This is a genomic window from Aliikangiella maris (assembly GCF_040719265.1).
Taxonomy (GTDB): Bacteria; Pseudomonadota; Gammaproteobacteria; order Enterobacterales; family Kangiellaceae; genus Aliikangiella; species Aliikangiella maris.
The window spans coordinates 49,931-70,228 of the sequence record NZ_JBFDAH010000007.1 but is presented as its reverse complement, the minus strand read 5'-3'; the positions used below and the strand labels follow the sequence as shown (position 1 = coordinate 70,228).

Here is a 20,298-nt window from a genome sequence, read left to right as displayed (position 1 = left end):
AAACTCTGTCTTTGTGTTCAAGTAGTGTTGTTTTCTGTTTGCATCAACAGGTAGGATCACTGTTTTACAATATGCTATCTTTTCGTTGAATTTATTATGTCTTATTGCTGAGTTGTTTGGCCACATAAATCATTGACTATCTGTGAACTTATATTTTTAGCAACGATATCTTGGTAACTGATGTAGTCGATTTAATAAAGAATTAAACTCAAATAATCAAATAAGTAGTTTGGCTCTAGCTGTACGATACTACTTGCTTATATTTAAGACAATTGTTGCTAAAAGTGGAGCTACCTCTGGCCTCAATCAAGTACTTCGCGTGTTACTTTAATTAAATGCCAAAGTACAAACTCTTTTTATATTGACTCTTTAAAAAACAGGGCTAGGGACAACCCAATATAAGTTAGTTATAAAAGCAATTCGCCATCTTTCTAATGTTTGATTTAAGTAGATGTTTTGAATGAGTTAGCTTATTTGAAAACCTTTTCTTAACCCATATGATTATATACATCCTTCCTTAGAATAAAAATATTGGTATCGACCATAATTTAGAATTGATATATTTACTGACGTAGCAGTTTAAATTTAAATAAATTATTCAAAATTATAAATTTCTGTTTCTTAATAAAAGTTGTACTAGAATATAGATTGCTTTGTTAAAAGTAAGAGATATGGACCGAAAAGTCGGAATCTCAGTATCTCGTATTTTTGTACTAAAAATCAGAAATATCGTAACCAATTAAAACAAAAAGGTTTTTTTTATATTTTTACGGAGAAATCTCCGAGTTTTGATGGGAAAATATTGCTGTTTCAAAGTACGAACATTTCGTTTAACCAATTGACTCATCAATATTTTCTGTTTATAGTCGGCATTAATGTGTACAAATGTGAATGACCTAACACTTTGGTAGCTCAAAATATGTACACGTAAATAATAATAACAGACCGAATCTCGTAGCGAAAAAGAAAGGAAACCTTCGGCTTTCTATTCAATTTCGATTTGTTTTTAACCCTAAAATAAGTTTGGAAACAATATGCTTAATCGCAATAAAACAACAAGACTTAGAACCATCATAGTGGGGCTGATAGCAATTTTATCAGCGGGTAATCTGGTTGCTCAAACTTCACTTGATAAATCAATTAAACTTGAGAACCAAATCACTAACGCCTCTATTCAATCTCAGAAAAAAATCGATCGATTTGCTGAGCAAACTCTTAATATGGCTGCTGAATATAAAAGTACCTTAAGAATTATTGAGAGTTTAAAAATCTATAACAACCAGTTAGAAAATCTAATTAACTCTCAAGAGCAGGAAATGCTAACAATTCAGGATGAAATCGATAATATCGATGAAACTGAACGCGGTGTTGTTCCTCTTATGAATGAAATGATTGCAACCCTTGAAGCATTTATTGAAATTGATCTTCCGTTCCATCGTGAAGACCGTCTTGCACGCGTAAATAGACTGAAAAACAATATGTTACGTGCTGATGTTGCAACTGGTGAAAAATATCGAACCATTCTTTCTGCCTATGAAGCAGAAATTAAATATGGTGAGGGTTTTGAAGCTTATCAAGCCGACATTCCAGGTGAAGATAGAAAAGTTGAGTTCTTAAGATTTGGAAGAGTATTATTGGTTTATTTAACATTAGACGGCACTTCTGCTGGCTTTTGGAATGCTGAGTCAAAAAGTTTTGAACCTTTAGGTGAAGAGTATATTCGTTCTATTCAGTACGGTATAAAAATGGCTAACAAACAAGCGAGTAATAACTTAATTAAATTACCTGTTCCAGCAGCAAAAGGGGCACAATAACATGAAATTAAAAACTCTATTGGTCGCCACTTTACTAGCCGGCGCATCTTTTACTGCGGTTGCAGCAGAGCAAACAAATGATAATCCTGGTGCTGTACCAAAGCCTGCAGCAGAGACTTTAGATCAATTGTTTCAATTGGTTAAGCAAAATAAAATTAAGCAAGATAGTGTGAACCAAAAACGTGAGCAAGCCTTCTTAAATGATCGTAATGCTCAACGTCGTCTCTTGAATGAAGCTTTGGAAGAGCGTAAGCGTGAAGAAGATCGTTCAGAGCGCTTAAAAGAAAGAATGGTTCAAAATGAAAAGAAATTAGCTGAGCTTGAAGAGCAAAAACTTTTAAAAGCTGGCTCTTTAGGTGAAATGATTGGGGTTGTACGTCAGTTTGCTGGTAATACCGCGGCTGGTTTAAAACGCTCAGTTGTTACTGCACAGCACCCAAATCGACATCAGGAATTAGAAAATCTGGCACAAGCTAAAGTTTTCCCAAAAATTCCAGAGATTCGTAACCTATGGGTTGCTATGCAAAAAGAAATGACCGAACAAGGGAAAGTGGTTAAGTTTTCTAATGACATTATTAATACTGAAGGTAAAAAAGAGCCTCGTGAAATTACTCGAATTGGTGCTTTCAACCTGATTTCTGGCGGCGAGTACTTAGTATTTGATGGTGCTTCACAAGACATTAAAGAGTTAACGCGTTCACCGGTATCTCGAATTACTTCATTAATTCCAGAGTATGAAAGCGCAGCCTCTGGATACGCACCTTTAGCTCTTGATCCAACACGTGGTGGCATTTTGACTCAAGAAGTTAAACGTGAGTCTTGGCCTGAGCGTATTGAAAATTATGCTGGACCTGTTGGTACCGCAATTGGTGTTGTTTTAGCCATTGGTTTAATTATCGTTCTTGAGCGTTTAGTGACTTTATTATTGCTTAAGGGTCAAATGAACAAGCAAGCTAAATCAAGCACGCCAGGTAATAATCCGCTTGGTAGAATCATGGCTGTTTATTTAGCGAACAAAGATGATGATGTTGATAACCTAGAGTTAAAACTTGACGAAGCCGTGTTAAAAGAAACACCCAAGATAGAAACTCGAATTACGATTATTAAAGTGTTTGCTGCGGTAGCGCCATTAATGGGTCTATTAGGTACTGTTACAGGTATGATCGACACATTCCAAAGTATTACACTATACGGAACAGGCGATCCAAAAATTATGGCTGGTGGTATCTCTTCTGCATTGATTACAACTGTATTAGGTATCGTTGCAGCACTACCATTAATCTTACTCCATAGTGTTGTATCTGGTATTTCAAAGAATCTGATTCATATTTTAGAAGAACAAAGTACAGGTTTAATCGCACAGCACCAGGAAAAATCAGGAGCATAATCAATGCTGTTTCTTGAAGAGCTATTAGAAACTGTCACCCGGTTTATTGAAGCCGGGGGAGACGTTTTATGGTTCATTGCCGCAGCACTGGTTGTCATGTGGTCAATGATTATCGAACGGCTATGGTATTTCTCGAGAACTTATCCGAAACAGGCAAGATTACTGGTCGCTCAATGGGACCAGCGTGAAGACACAACTTCGTGGCATGCTCACAAAATACGTGAAGCTTGGATCTCACAAATGAGAGAAAAGCTCCACTCCGGTTTACTGGTTATAAAAACCATCGTGACAATCTGTCCAATGATAGGATTGTTAGGGACAGTAACTGGAATGATAAATGTATTTGAAGTTATGGCGTTGTCTGGGACCGGAAGTGCAAGATTGATGGCTGCAGGGATTACCCAAGCTACTATTCCAACAATGGCTGGAATGGTTGCCGCGCTATCAGGTCTATTCATCAGTTCTCGATTAGAGTATTCGGCAAATGTGCATGCACAGGAGTTAGCCGACCATATGCCTCATCACTAGATTAGGAAGTAAAGTATGGCGAAAAAGAGCTTAAAGCCAAAAGAGGAAGAAGCATCAATTGATATGACACCTATGCTTGACATAGTATTCATTATGTTGATCTTCTTCATCGTAACCACTTCTTTCGTAAAAGAGGCGGGCGTGGATATAGTTGAGCCAAAGGCTAAATCCGCGGAGAAAAAACCAAAAGCAAATATATTTATTGGTATTAATTCAAACAGCGAAATTTATATGCTTAAGAAGAAGATCAATAAAGAAGATGTGAGAACGACTGTTGAGGGAATGCTTTTAGAAAACCCCGAAAGTACTATTGTAATCCAGGCTGATGTATCAGCTAAATCGGGAATACTTCTAGATGTTATGGATGCAGCAAAAGCAGCAGGCGTTAAGAATATCTCTGTAGCGGCGGAAAATTAATATGCAAAGAATATTACTTGGAATAGGAGTTGGTGGCGGGGTAACGTTCTGCTTGTTCGTTTTGATGGCATTTTTAATTAAATCTGATTTAAAGCCACCAAAATTAACAGACGATAAAACGATTGAGTTTGTTATTGCGGCACCCGAAGATGATTTAAAGGTGCGTAATAGACGGTTGCCTAAACCACCACCACCACCTAAAAGTCCACCACCACCAGAACCTAAACGGGTGGCTAAAGTGCAAAAACCTGTTAAAAACCTTAATATTAACTTAGGTAAGTTCGATGTTAGTGTTAACTCTGGAACATATCTTGGAAATGTTGGCGGGGGGAATTTGTCCGATGGTGATGCTATACCAATGGTAATTATCGAGCCTCGCTATCCACGTAAAGCGGCGATGGAAGGTATTGAAGGTTGGGTTAGATTTGAATTCACCGTATCACCAGATGGTTCACCCAAAGATGTTAAGGTTATTGACGCACAGCCGAAGCGAATCTTTGAGCGAGATGCTCGAAAGGCCATTTATAAATGGAAATTTAAGCCTAGAGTTATTGATGGTAAGGCTGTGGAGCAACCTAACATGCGTTACACAATGGAATTTAAACTGGGTCAATAGTAGAGGTAATTAACAATGAAATATAATTCAGTAGTTAAGTTAATTGCTACAACGTTGGTAGGTGTATGCTTATCGACTTCAGTATTGGCTCTTCCTGAAACGCAATTAACTAAACAGTGTAAACCACTGATTAATAAAAACCAAAAAGTTCCAAAGCCACCAATTCGCGGTATGACAGAAAAGGTGCATAAGCGTTTGACTCGTGCAATGGAGTTACTGGCAAATGACCAATACCCAGAAGGGATTCAGGCACTTAAAGCTTTATTCGAGTCTTCATCAGATGAGTATGTGAAGTCTGTAGTAGCAATGAATATCGCTAGCGCTTATTCTCAGCAAAGTGACTATAAGTCAGCGCTGCCTTATTTTGAAAATGCTTTAAGCTTTGGTGAAGGACAACTTGATCATGATAGGCTGCAAGGCTTGAGAGTTAATGTTGCAACATTAATGTATTCGGTAGGAAACAAGCAAAAAGCTGTCGAGCTAATTAACGATTGGCTTGCAAAATCGATAAAGGATGATCCAAAAGTTTATTATTTGTTAGCTGCAATGAAAGCAGAAGCTTCAAAATTTAAAGAGGCTCTTTGTCCTGCTTATTTGGCGGTAAAACATGAAGATAAACCTAAGAAAAGCTATTATAATATTCTTCTATTAAGCCATTATGAACAAAAAGATATTATTGGATCTACATCAGTTTTAAAAGAGATGGTCGAAGTTTTTCCTCGAGAGAATTCATACTGGCGTCAATTGTCGAGTATGTATCTTCAATTGGATAAAACTAAAGATTCTTTAGCTGTCATGGAAATGCTTTATTTAAATGGTGGCTTTGAAACTGAAACTGACTATAAAACTTTATCTTCATTGTTTGCTTATGAAGAAGTTTCTTATCGCTCAGCAGAAATTTTGGAGGAAGGTTTAAATAAGGGTATTGTTAAACCTGAAGAAAGAAATTTAAAAGCGATTGCTAATAACTACCGTGTTAGTAAAGAAGTTGATAAAGCGATAGTTGCGTTCGGTCGTACTGCTGAAGCTGCGGATGATGGTGAACATTTTCTCACTCAAGCTGACTTATACGTAGAGCGAGAAAAATGGACCGATGCGATTAAGTCTTTGAATAAAGCACTAAAGAAAGGTGTTGAAGATACTGGGCGAGTTTATTATACCAGAGGTACGGCACAGGCGAATCTTGGCCAATGTAAGTCGGCCATGGACTCTTTGGAAAATGCCACTAAGTATAAAACTTGGCGTAGTAGAGCAAACGCTTGGATTGCGTATGTAAAAGATAAACAACAACGCAACAAATGTAGTAGCTAAATTCATTTTAAGACATTATTAAAATACCGCTTTTAAGCGGTATTTTTTTGTCTAATTAAAGTTATTAACTTATATTTTACAACTCGATAGAGTAGTTACATAAGTTATACATAAGTTATACATAAGTTAAATTAAATTAAATAAGTTAGATTGATAGGGTAAAGACTAGACTAGTCAATTTAAATAAAAAGACTAGGCTGATGTTTTCAACTCAGAGGATTCTTTAAAATACATTATATTTTTATCTCTTTCTTTATTGCCTTAATCTTTTAAATTCTGATTATTTATTTAATATTTTTTTAACTTGTAGTCTATTAGTATCGTTAAGCTTTAATTTAACAATCACTTTATTTAAGTCTTATTCTATTAAATAAGTGTTTCCACAAGACAAGTATATTCTGACGTCAAGTATATCCACATGACTATGCTTATATCTTTATTCGTAGCGCAATGCGTCGATTGGATCTAGGTTAGCTGCTTTAGCCGCAGGCAAAATTCCAAATAGAATACCGACAAAAGCACAAAATCCAAATGCAATTCCTATTGCCCATAAAGGAATTGTTGCTGGTGGGAAATTTGGAATTGTTGCTGCCGCGAGAAAGCCGAGTCCATAGCCAATTATTATGCCGATTATTCCACCTAGAAGTGATAAAACGATTGCCTCTATCAAAAATTGGAGCAGGATGTGGTGTCGTTTTGCACCAATCGCTTTGCAAATACCTATCTCTCTGGTTCGCTCTGTAACTGAGACCAGCATGATATTCATAATGCCAATGCCACCAACAAATAATGAAATACTCACAATTCCGCCAAGTACAATTGTTAAAGTGTCAATAACTTGTGATATTCCTGATGTGAGCTGTTCGGGTGTTTCAACTTTAAAGTCATCATCTTCGGTAGTTAATTTATGCTGCTTTCTTAAAATTCGGGTAATCTTTTCTTTAATAGAATCTAGATTTTCTAGACTTTTTAGTTGGAGTTGTACGAATATATCTGGTTCGATCAGATTTCCATTTAATCCTTGCATTGTTGAGTAAGGCATTACCATAAAGTTATCTTGATTGAATCCAAGAAATGCGCCTTTTTCTTCAGCAAGTCCAATGATTTTTAGCCATTCGCCGGCAAATTGAATGAATTCGCCTACGGGGTTTTTGGGCAAAGCTAATTCGGTGCGAACTTTTTCACCAATAACCACAACTTTGCGCCGCGAGAGGTTGTCGCTATATGAAAGGAAGCGTCCATATTTCATATCGATATTTTGTACGGATTGATAATTATAAGTAGAGCCAGAGACCTGTCCAAAAGTCTCATTGCCAGCAAATTTTATTGAACTAGTTGAACCGACATTTGAACCTAAAATAGGGGTGATAAATTGAACACCCTCGACTTGTTTGCTGATAACCTCAACATCGTCAGGCGTAATTCGAGCTATTTTCCCCTTTAAACGTTCATTTCTTGGTGTATATGAACGGATAGAGATGGAGTTTGAACCAAACCCTTCAAACTGCTGATTGATGGAGTAACTGAGTCCCTGAATGACTGAAACTACGGCAATGGTTGAGGCAACCCCAATAATAATTCCCAGGGTTGTTAAAAAGCTACGGAATCCGTGTGCTTTAACTGATTGTAGCGCACTTCGAAAGCTTTCTATCAAACTAAACATTACTTCGCTCCTCAGAATTTAAAAAGTCCTCGATTATTTTGCCATCACTCAGTCTGACAACTCGGTGACAATGTTGCGCTATTTCATCTTCATGCGTTACCATAATGATCGTTTGACCTTCCTGGTGAAGTTCATCAAAGAGCTGCATAATATCTGTTGTTGTTTGCGAGTCCAGATTCCCTGTTGGCTCATCGGCTAACAAAATTGCTGGATTGGTTACCAATGCGCGAGCAATTGCTACACGCTGCCTTTGCCCTCCCGATAATTGACTGGGAATATGGTCTAAACGATCAGCAAGCTTTACTTTTTGAAGGGATTGTGTCGCCATATGGATACGTTGCTTAAGTGGTACTCCACGATATATTAATGGCAACATGACATTATGCAATGCGGTAGCTCTAGGCAATAAATTAAAACTTTGAAAAATAAATCCAATTTCTTTATTTCTAATTTCAGCTAGTTCGTTTGCATTTAGTTCCGCTACACTTGTCTGGTTGAGTAGATATTCCCCTTTAGTCGGTTTATCAAGACAACCTAAAATATTCATCATGGTGGATTTTCCCGAACCAGATGAACCAATAAATGCAATATATTCATTTGAATTGATCGATAAATCAATATGATCTAAGGCTTTAACTGTCGTGTCACCCATATGATAAAATTTACAAATGGCTTTTAATTCTATTAGCTTTTTCACTTTTTTACTCGCCGATTGTAGATACAGTGTCACCATCTTTTAAGTGTCGCAATACTTTATCTGGACCAGTGATAATCGCAATATCCGGCTCAATTCCGCTTAATACTTCTTGGTAAGCATCATCGGAAATCCCTGCTTTAATTTTTACCTTTTTAGCCACACCGTTTTCAATAGTAAAAACGAAATTTTCAACCGTTTCTTTGTCGTTATCTTCTTCAACTCTAATCGCTTTTAACGGTACCGCAAGCAACTGCTTTTCACCGCGGGTAAAAACTTCTGCTCGACAGCTCATGCCTGGTCGTAAATGAATGGTCGAACTATCAATTAATTTAAGCTTTATAGCAAAGCTCAAGCTTTGTCGGCCTCTAGCCTGTTTTGCGCTGGAAGCTATCGATTCAACTACCGCATTGACTGGATCATTAGGAAAAGCGATGGCAATAATTTCTGCTTTTTGATCAATGCTTATTTCTGAAATATCAGCTTCATCAACATTAATTTCAGCTAACATACTTGATGGATTAGCAATCGTCATTAATGCTGAACCGGCTATGTTAGTCGTGCTGGATATTGCGGTTTCACCTTCCTTTATATCTAGAGAGGTAATAATTCCATTAATAGGTGAGTGTATCTTTGTTTTGGACAGTTGGTCTTTAGCTTGTTCCAGACGCGCGAGATTTTGTTTTAGTATTTCATTTGCTGCCTTTAAATCAACCTTTGCAACGTCAAGTTGATGATGAATTAAATCAAAAGCATCTTGATCTAATAATTTTTTCTCGAATAAGGTTAATTTTCTTTGCCATTGCTTATGCAAATTTTCGACAATCAATTTTTGTTTTTCGATGCTGACCTTTTGCTGATCAACTGCCGCTTGTTGTTGTTCTTCCGCAGCGCGATAGGTCTGATCATCAATCGTTAATACAAGCTCTCCTTTGCTTACCTTATCACCTTCCTTGACAAATAATTGGGTCACTCTGCCAATAACTTCTGCCGTTAGTTTCACTTCATCTTCGTGTTTTAGTTGACCTGAAGCTAAAATTGACGCTTTTATCGTTTGCAAACCGACTTGTTCAGTTTGTACTTCTTTAACACTCTCATTACTAAAATATTTTTTAGCTAAAGGGACACCAATTACAATCGATAATATTAAGATGAGGATAATACTTTTTTTCATAAGTTATTGGCCTTTGTTTTTACAATAAACTTAAACTGATACCGTAGTAAGCGGCGTAGGGCAAAATAACAATTAAAAATGACTTAATAAATGATTTTTTTGTCCATTGCGCATATCCAATTGTCAGGAGAGCAATTGTCCAGAAGATTGAAATATCGGTAGACGCAAGTATTTTTCCTGCACCTTTCATTCCATCCAGACCGAAAATTAATTCATTTAAACTTAAAGGGTTCACTGATGCCGGTGAAATTTGTCCATTTTCGCTCATTAGAATAAATATAATTGAAGCCAGTGCACCAAAAATTGCAGGAATACTGCTCCAGGAGACTAGTGATAACCATTGCTTAAATTGGTAGCCATCATTGGTGATGCTGGAAACAATCACTAGGTAAAGCGAATAAAGGGCAAAAACAACAAAAACGATAACGGCGACGGTTACCGCACTGATGGCTCCCATTACACCCGGTGACATCATCGACATTCCCTGGCGCATGGCATCTTGTTCTGCTTTTGATAAATCACCTGCTTCGGCTTCGACAAGTTGCTCAATAAACCATTGATAATCGATGTTGCTGTATAACAAAATGATAGCAGCAGTATTTAGAATTAAAATTAGCCCTAACGGAAATAAAATTGAATAGGACTGCTGAATATCACGATATGCCTGCTGAGGAGAGGTAAGGATATTGGTAAATATAGATAAACTATTCGCTGAATTGGACATTAAGTTTTCCCCTTTGATAGAATTTTCAGGTTATTTAGTCTTTATATTGTTAAATTTATTACACTGATATCGAACGAATTTGACATTTATTTCATCAATTCAATAAATTAATGATTAATTATTGGAAGAAAATGGTAATAAACTCGTCGATCTGAAGACTAATCTATATGATGGTGAAAATTACCCGAATTTTATCCTTTTATTGTCAGGAGTGCGCAGTGATATGCTCGAAGTAAAAAATTTGAAAAAACGGTTTAGACTAGATAATAAAACGATTAAGGAAAATAAAAAGAAAAATCAGGAAGTCGTTGATGTCCGTGAAGAAGGGCATTGGTTTAATGCCGTTAGAGATGTGAGCTTTAGCTGTGGTTCTGGTGAGGTTTTGGGCCTTCTTGGACCTAACGGTGCTGGCAAAACAACAAGCCTTAGAATGCTTTCAACAGCATTACAGCCGAGCGAAGGCAACATTATGATTAATGGTGATGATGTGGTTGCTCAACCTGTTGCTATGCGACGAAGAATTGGATTTTTATCCGGAACAACCAGTTTGTATCATCGCTTAACAGTCAGAGAAAATGTTCAATATTTTGGACGGCTACATGGTATGAATGAAGATGAGTTGGACAAAGAAATTCAAAAAGTTTTTGATTTGCTTGATATTCACAGCTTTGCCGATAAAAAAGCCGATACTTTATCAACAGGAATGAAACAGCGTGCCAATATAGCTCGGACGGTTATACACCGGCCAGAAGTTGTTGTGTTGGATGAGCCTACTACTGGACTTGATGTGATTTCAGCTAAAACAATATTGGACTTTATTGAATCATACAAAGGAAGCAATGTGCCCGTTGTTTTTTCTACTCACCATTTACATGAAGTTGAAAAACTGTGTGATCGTGTTGTTTTAATCAATCATGGGACAACCCAATTTAATGGTTCATTACAGGCGTTTAAAGCGTTGAGTGAAACAGGAAATTTATACGATGTTTTTGTTAGTCTGGTTGAAAAAGAGGTAGCCGTAACATGCTAAAAGTTTACTTAAAAGAGTTGTTAGAATTAACTCGCGACAAAAAGACTCTTATTTTTACCATACTATTACCGACTTTAATTATGCCGGTAATCATGCTTGGTTTTATAACACTGAGTACCAAGATTGCTAAAAAAGCGGTTGATGAAGATTTATCTTATGCGATAGTTGGTGGTGAATATTATCCTGAATTAGTTGAGCAACTTGTAAAGAATGACAAATTAAAGCAAGAGACCGTTAAGGATATAGAGAAAGCGAAGACGATGATCAACGCAAACGATCTGCGCTTTGCGATTGTAATTCCAGAAGATGCGCAAGCTCGCTTACGAGCAGGCTTAAACATCGAAATAAAAATGCTGTATAACGATTCAGCTACAACCAGCGCAATTATTTTTAGACGAGTCAACGATGCAATTAAGGATTTGAAAGAGCAAGAGGTGAATCGTCGCTATGCACAATTGGGGTTGAGTGAAGCGCAAGGTAAAGCAATTAACAATCCCATTGAGTTAATAAAAACTTCGACCGCCGATAAGCGTGAATCATTTGGTGAAAAAATTGGTGGGTTTTTGCCGTACATTTTAATTTTAATTGGGCTAAGTGGTGCAATGTATCCTGCAATTGATATTGGCGTAGGTGAAAAAGAACGCGGAACATTGGAAACGCTATTATTAACGCCTGTACCACGCTTCCAGTTGGTGTTAGCTAAGTTTCTGGTAATTTTTACAACATCCTTTGTTTCAGTGTTTTTTTCTCTCATCAGTTTTGGTTTGATGATAGGATTTTTAGGGCCAATGATGCTGTCGGGAATTGGTAGTCAGGGGAGTAGTGCCGTTAATGAAATTATGAAAGCACTGGCTACGATATCAAGTTTTGATGTGTTTTTGATGTTTTTAATGTTGGTACCAGTTGCAGCAATTTTTGCATCGGTTTTGTTAAGTGTTTCAATTTATGCACGTACATTTAAAGAAGCACAAAACTACATGTCTCCCTTAATGATGCTAGTCATATTCCCATTGATTTTACCTTTACTTCCCGGAGTCAAATTGGACTGGGTTTGGGCCTCGGTGCCGATAACTAATGTTTCGTTGGCGATTAAAGAGATTTTTAAGGGAACCATCGATATGGGCATGTTGGCTGTCATATTTGTTTCAACAACAGTTATTGCGGGGTTATTGCTTGGGCTTTGTAATTGGTGGTTTCAACGCGAACAAGTCTTATTTCGAAACTAATTGGCTTATATTTTCCGAATATTCTGATATTTTTAATATCAATCTTAGTCGGTTAGTAGATTAAAAATTAGCTTTTACATAATTAAATCTGGTTATCTGAGAAGTTTGTCTATACTTAAATAAATTTAGTATTGATAAACTTCAGATGTCAGATTCACCGCAGAATAAAGACGAGTGGTTAAAGTTATTAAAGCAGTCTTCAATACCCAGCTTTGGTGAAAATGTAAGGGCTTTATCAAGTGTCGAAGCTTATACGCAAAAACATTCCTCAGAGCTGGCCAGGACTATTTTAAAAGATCCTAATTTAACCGCTTCCGTTTTAAAAATGGCGAACAGTGCCTTGTTCAACACTTCTGGCCGTACGATTCGTACCATCAGTCGTTCAATTATGATATTGGGACACCGTTCCATTAAAGAAGTTTGTGCCAGTTGTATGTTGATAGAATCTTTTTTGAAAAAAGAATCTTCAAAAAGTTTAAAATTACTCTTATCTCGCTGTTTTCACTCTGCTATTCAAGCAAAAAATATTGCTCAGCTCTATGGCCAAAAAAATACTGAAGAAATATTTATTTCAGCCTTATTAATGAGTTTGGGCGAAGTTTCAGTATATTCGACAATTCATGAAGATAGTCCGGTTTATCAACCGCTAAATAATGCTTATCCATTGCATGATGGTAAAGAAAAAGACCTAATAGGCTGTTTTTTTAACGATTTAACATTAGGGCTTTGTCAAACATGGAATATTGCTCCAATGATTGGTGAGATGATAGGCGGGCACTATGCCGAGACCAGTCCATTGCGAAGCATATTGTTGGGTAACAGTTTTGCCAGCTATTGTGAAATTAAAGGTATGGATCAAGCGGTAGAAAAGCACATAAAGTCAATTTGTCGTTATACGGGTAAAGCACCTGAAAAAGTTTCAGAAAAAATTATTGAGGCAACAGAAGAAACCCAAAAAAGCCTGCTTAAAATGGGATTAGAGCTTGATTTAAAATTAGCCAATGAGCCTGAAAGAGAAAGCGTGAACGAGCCGCTAGAGATAAATATTGATAAAACCCTTCAACTTGAAATTATTCAAGAATTATCGGTTCTGTACCGAGAAAAAATTGATATTAATGTTGTTTTACAGCAATTACTTGAAGGAATTCAGCGAGGCGGCGGATTTAATTGTGCGTTGGTGGGATTACTCAGTCCTGATCGGAGTCGTATATCAGCTAAACATTCTGTTGAGCGAATGGGGAGTCAGATTAAGGAAAATTTTAAGTTTGATTGTTTTCAGGATATTCCCGAAATTCATCAAAAGGTGTTAAATAATAAGGCTATTTTGCGTCAGACAGAGCTGCGGGAAAATGGCTCAACGCGCAAAAAGATTCAACATCGTATTGGAGTAGGGCAATCACTGTGGGGACCTCTCATTGTTGAAGGTAAAGTTATCGGTTGTTTTTATGCTGATAACGGCGTTAACGGACCCCAAATAACTCAAGAGCAGCAAGAGGCCTTTCAGTTATTTGTATGTCAGGCTAAGTTAGTGTTAATGAAAATCAGGTAGTAGTGTCAGCGGTTTATCTATTTACTTTTGGTATATATTTCGAGTATATATGTAAATTCTTACGTATTGCCTTATATAATATTTTATATTGTATTTTATTTTATATTCGTTATTTAAATGATTAATACTGTTTTGTGGATTAAAAGATATGCAAAGTCTTGAGAAAATGGGATATATGGCGTTGGGTTCTCGTTTTAGACGAATTAGCGAGTTGTTGTACCGACAGTGTGATGAGCTATATTTGTCGCGTGGTATTCCCTTGCAAAGCCGCTGTTTTCCATTGTTACAGCTGCTATTGCCCAATGAATATCAGCAAAATACGCAAAGCCTTAACGAATTAACCGAAAATATTGGTATTGAATCTGCGCTGTCGATTAGTGAGCTTGCGGATGCCTTAGGCTTGACCCACTCAGCAATCAGCCAATTGAGTCGAAAGTTGGAGCAACAAGGGTGGATTCAACATACCATAGATGAAGCTGATGAGCGAAGACGATTATTGTTTCTCTCTGTAAAGGGTTTGGCGGTTGTAAAAACATTGCTTCCTCTATGGCTATGGATTGAACAAGCCATCATCGATATTTTCAAAGAAACCCGATTTGGTCTTTTGGCGAATATTGAACAGCTGGAACACGCTTTGCAAGAGCAGAGCATTAAACGACGGGTTGCCAATCTGGAAAGGAAAAAATTACAGCAGGAAATTCAAATTTTGGCTTACGATGCACAGTATGACAATGCGTTTTATGCACTGAATAAAGCCTGGCTGGAAAAATACTTTTATCTTGAAGAACATGACAAAGAGGTATTGGGCTGCCCACAAAAATATATTATTGATGCTGGCGGACAAATATTTTTTGCTCAATATCAGGGAGATATCATTGGAACCGTGGCACTTATTCCTGCAAATGGCGATCAACTTGAACTTTCAAAAATGGCCGTTGATGAATGTTATCAAGGACTTGGGGTTGGGAAAATACTGGCAAAAGCAGCAATTGATTATTATCAGCAGTCAACTTGTCAATTGTTGTACCTTGAATCGAATAGGAAACTGGTTCCTGCAATTAATTTGTATCATCAATTGGGCTTTTGTGAGCAACCACATCCAAGCGCTGAGTCAATTTATCAACGGGCTGATATTTATATGGTTTATCAGCCCAAATGAGTTTGCTTAACTTTTTATACGAAGTCTAAAACGCGCTAGAAAGTATTAGTTAATAAGCTTGATATTAAGTCTTTTTCAATTAGTATTGCTGAGTAATATCAACATATAAAGTCACTAAGTCGCCTGGTTGTAGATATTTTTTAGTACCCGTACTTTTGTTCCAACGCTTTATATTGCCAAGACTAACGTTAAATTTATTGGCAATTCGTGCCAGAGAGTCTCCTTGTCTAACCTTATAGTGTATTTTTTTTGTCTTCTTATTCGCTTGGGATAAACTGGCGAGCTTAGGCGTATATTGATTCCATATCACCAGTTGCTGTCCAACTTTGAGTGGGTCTGTTGGTGCCATATTGTTCCATTTGGCAAGTTTTCTCATGTTGACTTTGTATTTTCGAGAAATCTCCCACATAGAGTCGCCCGATTTCACCTGATAGATGGTCTTATGGCCTTTATGTCGGGTATTTTGCTTGGCAATTAATCTTTGTTCGGTGCTTTTATGATATTCGTCGCGTTTAGCCGATGCCACAGGAATTAACAGACTTTTTCCAGCTCGAATCATATTGTTGTGAATATTGTTGTTTTCTTTTAACAGAGCAACGCTAGTAGAAAACTTTTTGGCAATCGAAATTAAGCTATCGCCGGGCTTAATGGTATAGCGCTTATAAGAAATTCGATGATCAACGGGAATTTTAGCCAGATTGTTTTGAAATACTTCAATCTTATCAATGGGTAATAAAATATGATGAGGTCCTTGAGGTGCAGTTGCCCATTGATTATAAGCGGGATTTAACTGATAAAAATCATTCATTGAAATTTCTGCTAATGAAGCTGCCAAGCTTAAATCTATTTGAGAGTCTGTCGTTACTCTTGCAAAATAAGGTAAGTTAGAAATGGGGGTCCAAAACTCGGGATTATCGTGTTTATTGGCTAACATATCGCTTAGTGCTAGCAGTTTAGGTACATAAGCTTTGGTTTCTCGCGGCAAATTTAATGACCAAAAGTCAGTTGGTTTTCCGCGTTTTTTGTTTCTACGGATTGCACGACTGACGTTACCTTCCCCCGAGTTATAAGCGGCCAGGGCATGTAACCAGTTACCATCGAATCGTTTGTGTAAATAGGTCAGGTATTTAATGGCTGCCTGGGTTGATAGATAAATATCTCGTCGTCCGTCGTACCACCAGTTTTGTTTTAAACCATAATTCTTACCGGTTCCTGGAATAAATTGCCACATACCCGAAGCTCTGCCATGAGAGTAAGCAAAAGGATCAAAGGCGCTTTCTACAATTGGCAACAATGCCAGTTCGATGGGCAATTGCTGTTTTTCTAGTTCTTCTACAATGAAATGCAAATAAGGCGCTGCACGGCTAGTTACTCGCTTCATATATTCGGGATGTTTAGAGTACCAGGATTTTTGAGCGCGGACTCTTCGATTATCTGGAATTTGAAAAGTCAGTTGTGAATGAACACGATTCCATACGTCTAAATAGGCATCTTTATCGGTTGCATCTGTTTCTATTAAGCAAGAATTAAGGTAGTCTAAAATCTGCTCTGCCTCGGTGAGTTGTGGTGTAGCAGTATTTAATTGATCGTTCTGCGCAAGAATTTTGGGTTGGGCATTAAGATCTGTAGATTGATCTGCGGACTGTTGAACCAAAAGGTTTGACTGACAACCACTTAAAACGATAAAAAGGCTGGCTAGTGACAACTTGAACTTCAAATGATATTCCTCTTGATTGCTGATTTTGAACACATATTTTAGCAATGCATTTGTGTGTAAATATTATGCTATTTCTAAGTGTATTCAGTATATTGACAGCTAATGGTATTTTTTACTTCGATGTGTGTCAAATTATGCTTAAAAATTGTCTTTACACTGACGAATAATCTTAAATACCGCGGATGGTGTTAATGGCTGTTGATTTTCTTGAGATTGAGCAAACTCTATCACTTGCTGGATTTCGGCTCGCAGAAATGGGTTGATAGCTTTTTCTGTTCCTAATACTGTGGGTAACGAAGGCTGATGCTGCTTTCGTAGTTGCTCAACCTTTTTAATATGCTGGTGTATTTGCAAATTGCCGGGTTCTACCGATTTAGCAAAAGCCAGGTTAGATAAAGTGTATTCATGGGCAGAATAAATTAGTGTATCTTCTGGTAATGATGCGAGTTTTTGTAAGGATTGCCACATTTGAGTTGGTGTTCCTTCAAATACACGACCACAGCCTCCAGAAAATAAAGTATCTCCGGGAAATAGCAAATTAGCGTGTTGTGCATTTTTAGCAGAAAAATAAGCGATATGATCGAGAGTGTGTCCAGGGACTTCAATAATTCTTAATTGGAGTGAACCGTCAAGCAGTGTAATTTCATCGCCATCCTGACAGCGAATATCGGCAACGGTAATTTTGGTACTTTTGGGGGCATATACCGTCGCGCCAGAAAGCGACTTTAATGTCTCAACACCATTGGTGTGATCCCAGTGGTGATGCGTGATTAAAATACTTTTCAAGTTAAGCTGATTATCTGTCAAAAACTGCTTTACTGGCTCTGCATCGCCAGGATCGACAATAATTGCTTCTTTTTTGTTATGAACCGCCCAAAAATAGTTGTCATTAAATGCTTGAATCGGAGTGATAGCTATCATATTGACCTTGAGCTATGATTAATAAGTTGGTTTAGCCGATATTCTAGCGTAAATGATATTGCGAGGGCTATATGTCTGATTTAGGTAAAGAGAGTAATCACCGTGATTTATCTCTTAAAAGAATACAATTAATCGCAGAAAACCTAAACCCGGTTTTGGCGCAGGTCTTTGGTTATAATGCGCTTTTATACAGTGATTTAGCTTATCAGCTGAGTGGTGATGCGCTGCGCATTAAGCAGCAATTAGTCATTGGACCGCAAGGTAATCAATTGACAGTAAAGTGCCGCTTTGAAGAATTGCCGGTTGCCGCTGATTGTATCGATCTTGCATTGCTTCCAGCAATATTGCAGCAAAGTAATAACCCTCATCAGATACTGCGAGAAGTTGAACGGGTTTTAATTCCAGAAGGTGTGCTAGTTGTTATTGGACGAAACCCGCTGAGCTGGTATGGCATTAAACACTGGTTTGGTCAAAGACGTATTGATAAACTGAAAAAACATAAAGATATTAGCCGAACTCGGTTGGCTGACTGGTTTAGGTTATTAGGGTTAGAAACTGAAAGTACAATTAATATCAGTATGACCAATGAAAAGCTGCAGAAAAGTAATGCCTACCCATGGGTCAGGCGTGTAGTGCAACTGTTTTGTGATTATTTTTGCAGTTATTACATTATCGTTGCGCGTAAAAAGGTATCTACTTTAACGCCGATTCGGCCAAGCTGGCGACGAAACAAGCAGTTAGTTCCCCCTCGTTTGGCCGAGCCGAGTGTCACTTCACAAGTTGAAAACTGGTTTAAGCAGCTTTATAAGGCGCTTAAATAATTTGCTGAAAGACTTCAATCTGTCTTTGGTTCAAGTAATAATAGCAATCTGAAGTTGCAAAACAGTTTATAAATTAATTATTAAGGTTTAATTTTTGAGTTATATCAGTATTTTTACCGATGGTGCATGTCGTGGTAATCCTGGTCCTGGTGGATGGGGTGCAATATTACGCGCTGGAGAACACTTAAAAGAGATTTATGGTGGTGAATCGCAAACCACAAACAACCGCATGGAACTCACCGCAGCAATAAAAGCACTCGAAGCTATTAAACGCCCGAGTAAGGTGATTTTAACGACTGACTCTCAATATGTGCGTAAAGGAATTACCGAGTGGCTTCCCGGCTGGAAAGCAAGAGGCTGGAAAAACTCAGCAAAAAAGCCGGTTAAAAATGCCGACTTATGGCAAATTCTTGATCAATTGAATCAGCGTCATGATATTGAATGGCGTTGGGTAAAAGGGCATAGTGGACATCCTGAAAATGAAAGAGCCGACACATTGGCTAATCAAGGAATTGACGAATTGAACTCAAGCAAATAATCATTTACAGCCTTAAAACAATTAAATCATAAATGGCTAATCGCGTTAATACATTATTCAATCACTAATTGATTCTGAGTGACTATCAATGAGACAAATTGTACTAGATACAGAGACAACTGGTTTAGAGCCTTCTCGTGGCCATAAAATTATCGAAATTGGATGTGTAGAGCTGGTTAATAGACGATTAACTGGAAACCACTACCATGTGTATATTAATCCTCAGCGAGAAGTGGATGATGGGGCTATTGAAGTTCATGGTATTACCAATGAGTTTTTGGCAGATAAACCTCTCTTTCAGGATGTTGTGAAAGATTTTATTGAATTTGTAAAAGGTGCAGAACTCATAATTCACAATGCGCCGTTTGATGTGGGGTTTATTAATCATGAATTTAAAGCTTACGACCCCAATCTGGGAAAAATAGAGGATTATTGTTCGATTCTCGATACCTTGGTACTGGCGCGACAAATGCACCCAGGACAGAAAAACAGTTTGGATGCGTTATGCAAACGCTATTTTATCGATAACTCTCAACGAGATTTGCATGGTGCGTTGCTTGACTCTGAAATACTCGCCGATGTTTATTTGGCAATGACTGGCGGGCAGGTTGATTTGACCTTAACTCAGCGTCAAGATTATTTCTCGGCAAAGCGCGATGAAGATGGCGTTAGGCGCTTACCTCAAAATAGGCAACCATTTAAAGTGTTAAAAGCCAATGAGAGCGAGATCGAGGCGCATGAAGCCTATTTGGAAAAAATGCGAGAAACTTGCGGCGACAAACTGGTCTGGCATTAGAAAGTTTACTATCAACAATTGATATTTTTAATAGCTAATTGATTTTGAAAATAGTAGCTATTCGAAATTAAAATTATGATTTAACCGTTTTATCCACTATTATCCATCTGAGTAGATTGTTAACCTATCGAGAAATAGACTCAAAGTTAGGTTAGTTGCCATCTCCCGGATGGAGATGGCCTTTTTCTAAATTTTATATTAACCAATCACGAA

19 protein-coding genes are annotated in these 20,298 nt (G+C 37.5%); 13 read left to right on the top strand and 6 right to left on the bottom strand.

The annotated features are described in order from the left end of the window. Positions 1–1,034: 1,034 nt before the first annotated feature. The 6 genes from ABVT42_RS08250 to ABVT42_RS08225 are packed head-to-tail and all read left to right on the top strand — an operon-like array spanning position 1,035 to position 6,073. Positions 1,035–1,814 carry a DUF3450 domain-containing protein gene (locus ABVT42_RS08250; protein WP_353874268.1) on the top strand — a complete coding sequence of 260 codons (780 nt, stop codon included), beginning with the start codon at positions 1,035–1,037 and terminating at the stop codon, positions 1,812–1,814. A 1-nt stretch (position 1,815) separates the two neighbouring features. Continuing rightward, positions 1,816–3,201 (top strand): MotA/TolQ/ExbB proton channel family protein, encoded by a 1,386-nt coding sequence (locus ABVT42_RS08245; protein ID WP_353874266.1) that lies wholly within the window; start codon positions 1,816–1,818, stop codon positions 3,199–3,201. Between the two features lie 3 nt (positions 3,202–3,204). Beyond that, complete coding sequence (locus ABVT42_RS08240) at positions 3,205–3,729, top strand: MotA/TolQ/ExbB proton channel family protein (protein WP_353874265.1); 525 nt, start codon at positions 3,205–3,207, stop codon at positions 3,727–3,729. A gap of 15 nt (positions 3,730–3,744) precedes the next feature. Next, positions 3,745–4,146 (top strand): ExbD/TolR family protein, encoded by a 402-nt coding sequence (locus ABVT42_RS08235; protein ID WP_353874264.1) that lies wholly within the window; start codon positions 3,745–3,747, stop codon positions 4,144–4,146. Position 4,147: 1 nt separating this feature from the next. After that, complete coding sequence (locus tag ABVT42_RS08230) at positions 4,148–4,762, top strand: energy transducer TonB (protein WP_353874263.1); 615 nt, start codon at positions 4,148–4,150, stop codon at positions 4,760–4,762. A 15-nt stretch (positions 4,763–4,777) separates the two neighbouring features. Further along, entirely contained in the window at positions 4,778–6,073 is a 1,296-nt protein-coding gene (locus ABVT42_RS08225; protein WP_353874262.1) for a tetratricopeptide repeat protein, read from the top strand. Between the two features lie 436 nt (positions 6,074–6,509). Here the strand turns inward: ABVT42_RS08225 and ABVT42_RS08220 are convergent, their stop codons facing one another. Genes ABVT42_RS08220 through ABVT42_RS08205 form a run of 4 tightly spaced genes read right to left on the bottom strand, consistent with a single transcriptional unit; the run spans position 6,510 to position 10,328 of the window. Beyond that, the gene (locus tag ABVT42_RS08220; RefSeq protein ID WP_353874261.1) at positions 6,510–7,736 is read right to left on the bottom strand and encodes an ABC transporter permease; all 1,227 of its coding nucleotides are present in this window, start codon (positions 7,734–7,736) and stop codon (positions 6,510–6,512) included. Continuing rightward, positions 7,729–8,433 (bottom strand): ABC transporter ATP-binding protein, encoded by a 705-nt coding sequence (locus ABVT42_RS08215; protein WP_353874260.1) that lies wholly within the window; start codon positions 8,431–8,433, stop codon positions 7,729–7,731. The genes ABVT42_RS08220 and ABVT42_RS08215 overlap by 8 nt, the downstream gene beginning before the upstream one ends. Before the next feature lie 4 nt (positions 8,434–8,437). Next, positions 8,438–9,604 carry an efflux RND transporter periplasmic adaptor subunit gene (locus ABVT42_RS08210; RefSeq protein ID WP_353874259.1) on the bottom strand — a complete coding sequence of 389 codons (1,167 nt, stop codon included), beginning with the start codon at positions 9,602–9,604 and terminating at the stop codon, positions 8,438–8,440. A gap of 19 nt (positions 9,605–9,623) precedes the next feature. Next, the gene (locus ABVT42_RS08205) at positions 9,624–10,328 is read right to left on the bottom strand and encodes a YIP1 family protein (RefSeq protein ID WP_353874258.1); all 705 of its coding nucleotides are present in this window, start codon (positions 10,326–10,328) and stop codon (positions 9,624–9,626) included. A 223-nt stretch (positions 10,329–10,551) separates the two neighbouring features. Here ABVT42_RS08205 and ABVT42_RS08200 point away from each other — a divergent pair, with 223 nt between their 5' ends. The 4 genes from ABVT42_RS08200 to ABVT42_RS08185 all read left to right on the top strand — a co-directional run bounded on the left by ABVT42_RS08200 (position 10,552) and on the right by ABVT42_RS08185 (position 15,292). Beyond that, positions 10,552–11,358, top strand: a complete 807-nt coding sequence (locus ABVT42_RS08200; protein WP_353874256.1) for an ABC transporter ATP-binding protein — start codon at positions 10,552–10,554, stop codon at positions 11,356–11,358. After that, positions 11,352–12,584: an ABC transporter permease gene (locus ABVT42_RS08195; protein WP_353874255.1), complete on the top strand. Its 1,233-nt coding sequence runs from the start codon at positions 11,352–11,354 to the stop codon at positions 12,582–12,584. The genes ABVT42_RS08200 and ABVT42_RS08195 overlap by 7 nt, the downstream gene beginning before the upstream one ends. A gap of 145 nt (positions 12,585–12,729) precedes the next feature. Continuing rightward, positions 12,730–14,133 carry an HDOD domain-containing protein gene (locus ABVT42_RS08190; protein WP_353874254.1) on the top strand — a complete coding sequence of 468 codons (1,404 nt, stop codon included), beginning with the start codon at positions 12,730–12,732 and terminating at the stop codon, positions 14,131–14,133. Between the two features lie 148 nt (positions 14,134–14,281). Continuing rightward, a complete protein-coding gene (locus tag ABVT42_RS08185) occupies positions 14,282–15,292 on the top strand; it encodes a bifunctional helix-turn-helix transcriptional regulator/GNAT family N-acetyltransferase (protein WP_353874253.1) in 1,011 nt (336 codons plus the stop codon). Positions 15,293–15,371: 79 nt separating this feature from the next. On the opposite strand, the gene ABVT42_RS08180 is transcribed toward ABVT42_RS08185, so the two are convergent. Together ABVT42_RS08180 and gloB are read right to left on the bottom strand one after the other, a co-directional pair. Next, complete coding sequence (locus tag ABVT42_RS08180; protein WP_353874252.1) at positions 15,372–17,009, bottom strand: LysM peptidoglycan-binding domain-containing protein; 1,638 nt, start codon at positions 17,007–17,009, stop codon at positions 15,372–15,374. A 138-nt stretch (positions 17,010–17,147) separates the two neighbouring features. Next, positions 17,148–17,930: a hydroxyacylglutathione hydrolase gene (gloB, locus tag ABVT42_RS08175; protein WP_353874251.1), complete on the bottom strand. Its 783-nt coding sequence runs from the start codon at positions 17,928–17,930 to the stop codon at positions 17,148–17,150. Positions 17,931–18,001: 71 nt separating this feature from the next. On the opposite strand from gloB, the gene ABVT42_RS08170 reads away from it, so the two are divergent. From ABVT42_RS08170 to dnaQ, 3 genes are all read left to right on the top strand, one after another. Then, positions 18,002–18,751 (top strand): class I SAM-dependent methyltransferase, encoded by a 750-nt coding sequence (locus tag ABVT42_RS08170; RefSeq protein WP_353874249.1) that lies wholly within the window; start codon positions 18,002–18,004, stop codon positions 18,749–18,751. A gap of 94 nt (positions 18,752–18,845) precedes the next feature. Continuing rightward, entirely contained in the window at positions 18,846–19,289 is a 444-nt protein-coding gene (gene rnhA, locus ABVT42_RS08165; protein ID WP_353874248.1) for a ribonuclease HI, read from the top strand. An 88-nt stretch (positions 19,290–19,377) separates the two neighbouring features. Continuing rightward, positions 19,378–20,085: a DNA polymerase III subunit epsilon gene (dnaQ, locus tag ABVT42_RS08160; protein ID WP_353874247.1), complete on the top strand. Its 708-nt coding sequence runs from the start codon at positions 19,378–19,380 to the stop codon at positions 20,083–20,085. Positions 20,086–20,298 lie beyond the last annotated feature (213 nt).

Excerpts from the sequence above, each read along its gene's own strand:
- ABVT42_RS08250 (WP_353874268.1), top strand. The coding sequence starts at position 1,035 with ATGCTTAATCGCAATAAAACAACAAGACTTAGAACCATCATAGTGGGG.
- ABVT42_RS08245 (WP_353874266.1), top strand. The coding sequence starts at position 1,816 with ATGAAATTAAAAACTCTATTGGTCGCCACTTTACTAGCCGGCGCATCT.
- ABVT42_RS08240 (WP_353874265.1), top strand. The coding sequence starts at position 3,205 with ATGCTGTTTCTTGAAGAGCTATTAGAAACTGTCACCCGGTTTATTGAA.
- ABVT42_RS08235 (WP_353874264.1), top strand. The coding sequence starts at position 3,745 with ATGGCGAAAAAGAGCTTAAAGCCAAAAGAGGAAGAAGCATCAATTGAT.
- ABVT42_RS08230 (WP_353874263.1), top strand. The coding sequence starts at position 4,148 with ATGCAAAGAATATTACTTGGAATAGGAGTTGGTGGCGGGGTAACGTTC.
- ABVT42_RS08225 (WP_353874262.1), top strand. The coding sequence starts at position 4,778 with ATGAAATATAATTCAGTAGTTAAGTTAATTGCTACAACGTTGGTAGGT.
- ABVT42_RS08220 (WP_353874261.1), bottom strand. The coding sequence starts at position 7,736 with ATGTTTAGTTTGATAGAAAGCTTTCGAAGTGCGCTACAATCAGTTAAA.
- ABVT42_RS08210 (WP_353874259.1), bottom strand. The coding sequence starts at position 9,604 with ATGAAAAAAAGTATTATCCTCATCTTAATATTATCGATTGTAATTGGT.
- ABVT42_RS08205 (WP_353874258.1), bottom strand. The coding sequence starts at position 10,328 with ATGTCCAATTCAGCGAATAGTTTATCTATATTTACCAATATCCTTACC.
- ABVT42_RS08200 (WP_353874256.1), top strand. The coding sequence starts at position 10,552 with ATGCTCGAAGTAAAAAATTTGAAAAAACGGTTTAGACTAGATAATAAA.
- ABVT42_RS08195 (WP_353874255.1), top strand. The coding sequence starts at position 11,352 with ATGCTAAAAGTTTACTTAAAAGAGTTGTTAGAATTAACTCGCGACAAA.
- ABVT42_RS08190 (WP_353874254.1), top strand. The coding sequence starts at position 12,730 with ATGTCAGATTCACCGCAGAATAAAGACGAGTGGTTAAAGTTATTAAAG.
- ABVT42_RS08185 (WP_353874253.1), top strand. The coding sequence starts at position 14,282 with ATGCAAAGTCTTGAGAAAATGGGATATATGGCGTTGGGTTCTCGTTTT.
- gloB (WP_353874251.1), bottom strand. The coding sequence starts at position 17,930 with ATGATAGCTATCACTCCGATTCAAGCATTTAATGACAACTATTTTTGG.
- ABVT42_RS08170 (WP_353874249.1), top strand. The coding sequence starts at position 18,002 with ATGTCTGATTTAGGTAAAGAGAGTAATCACCGTGATTTATCTCTTAAA.
- dnaQ (WP_353874247.1), top strand. The coding sequence starts at position 19,378 with ATGAGACAAATTGTACTAGATACAGAGACAACTGGTTTAGAGCCTTCT.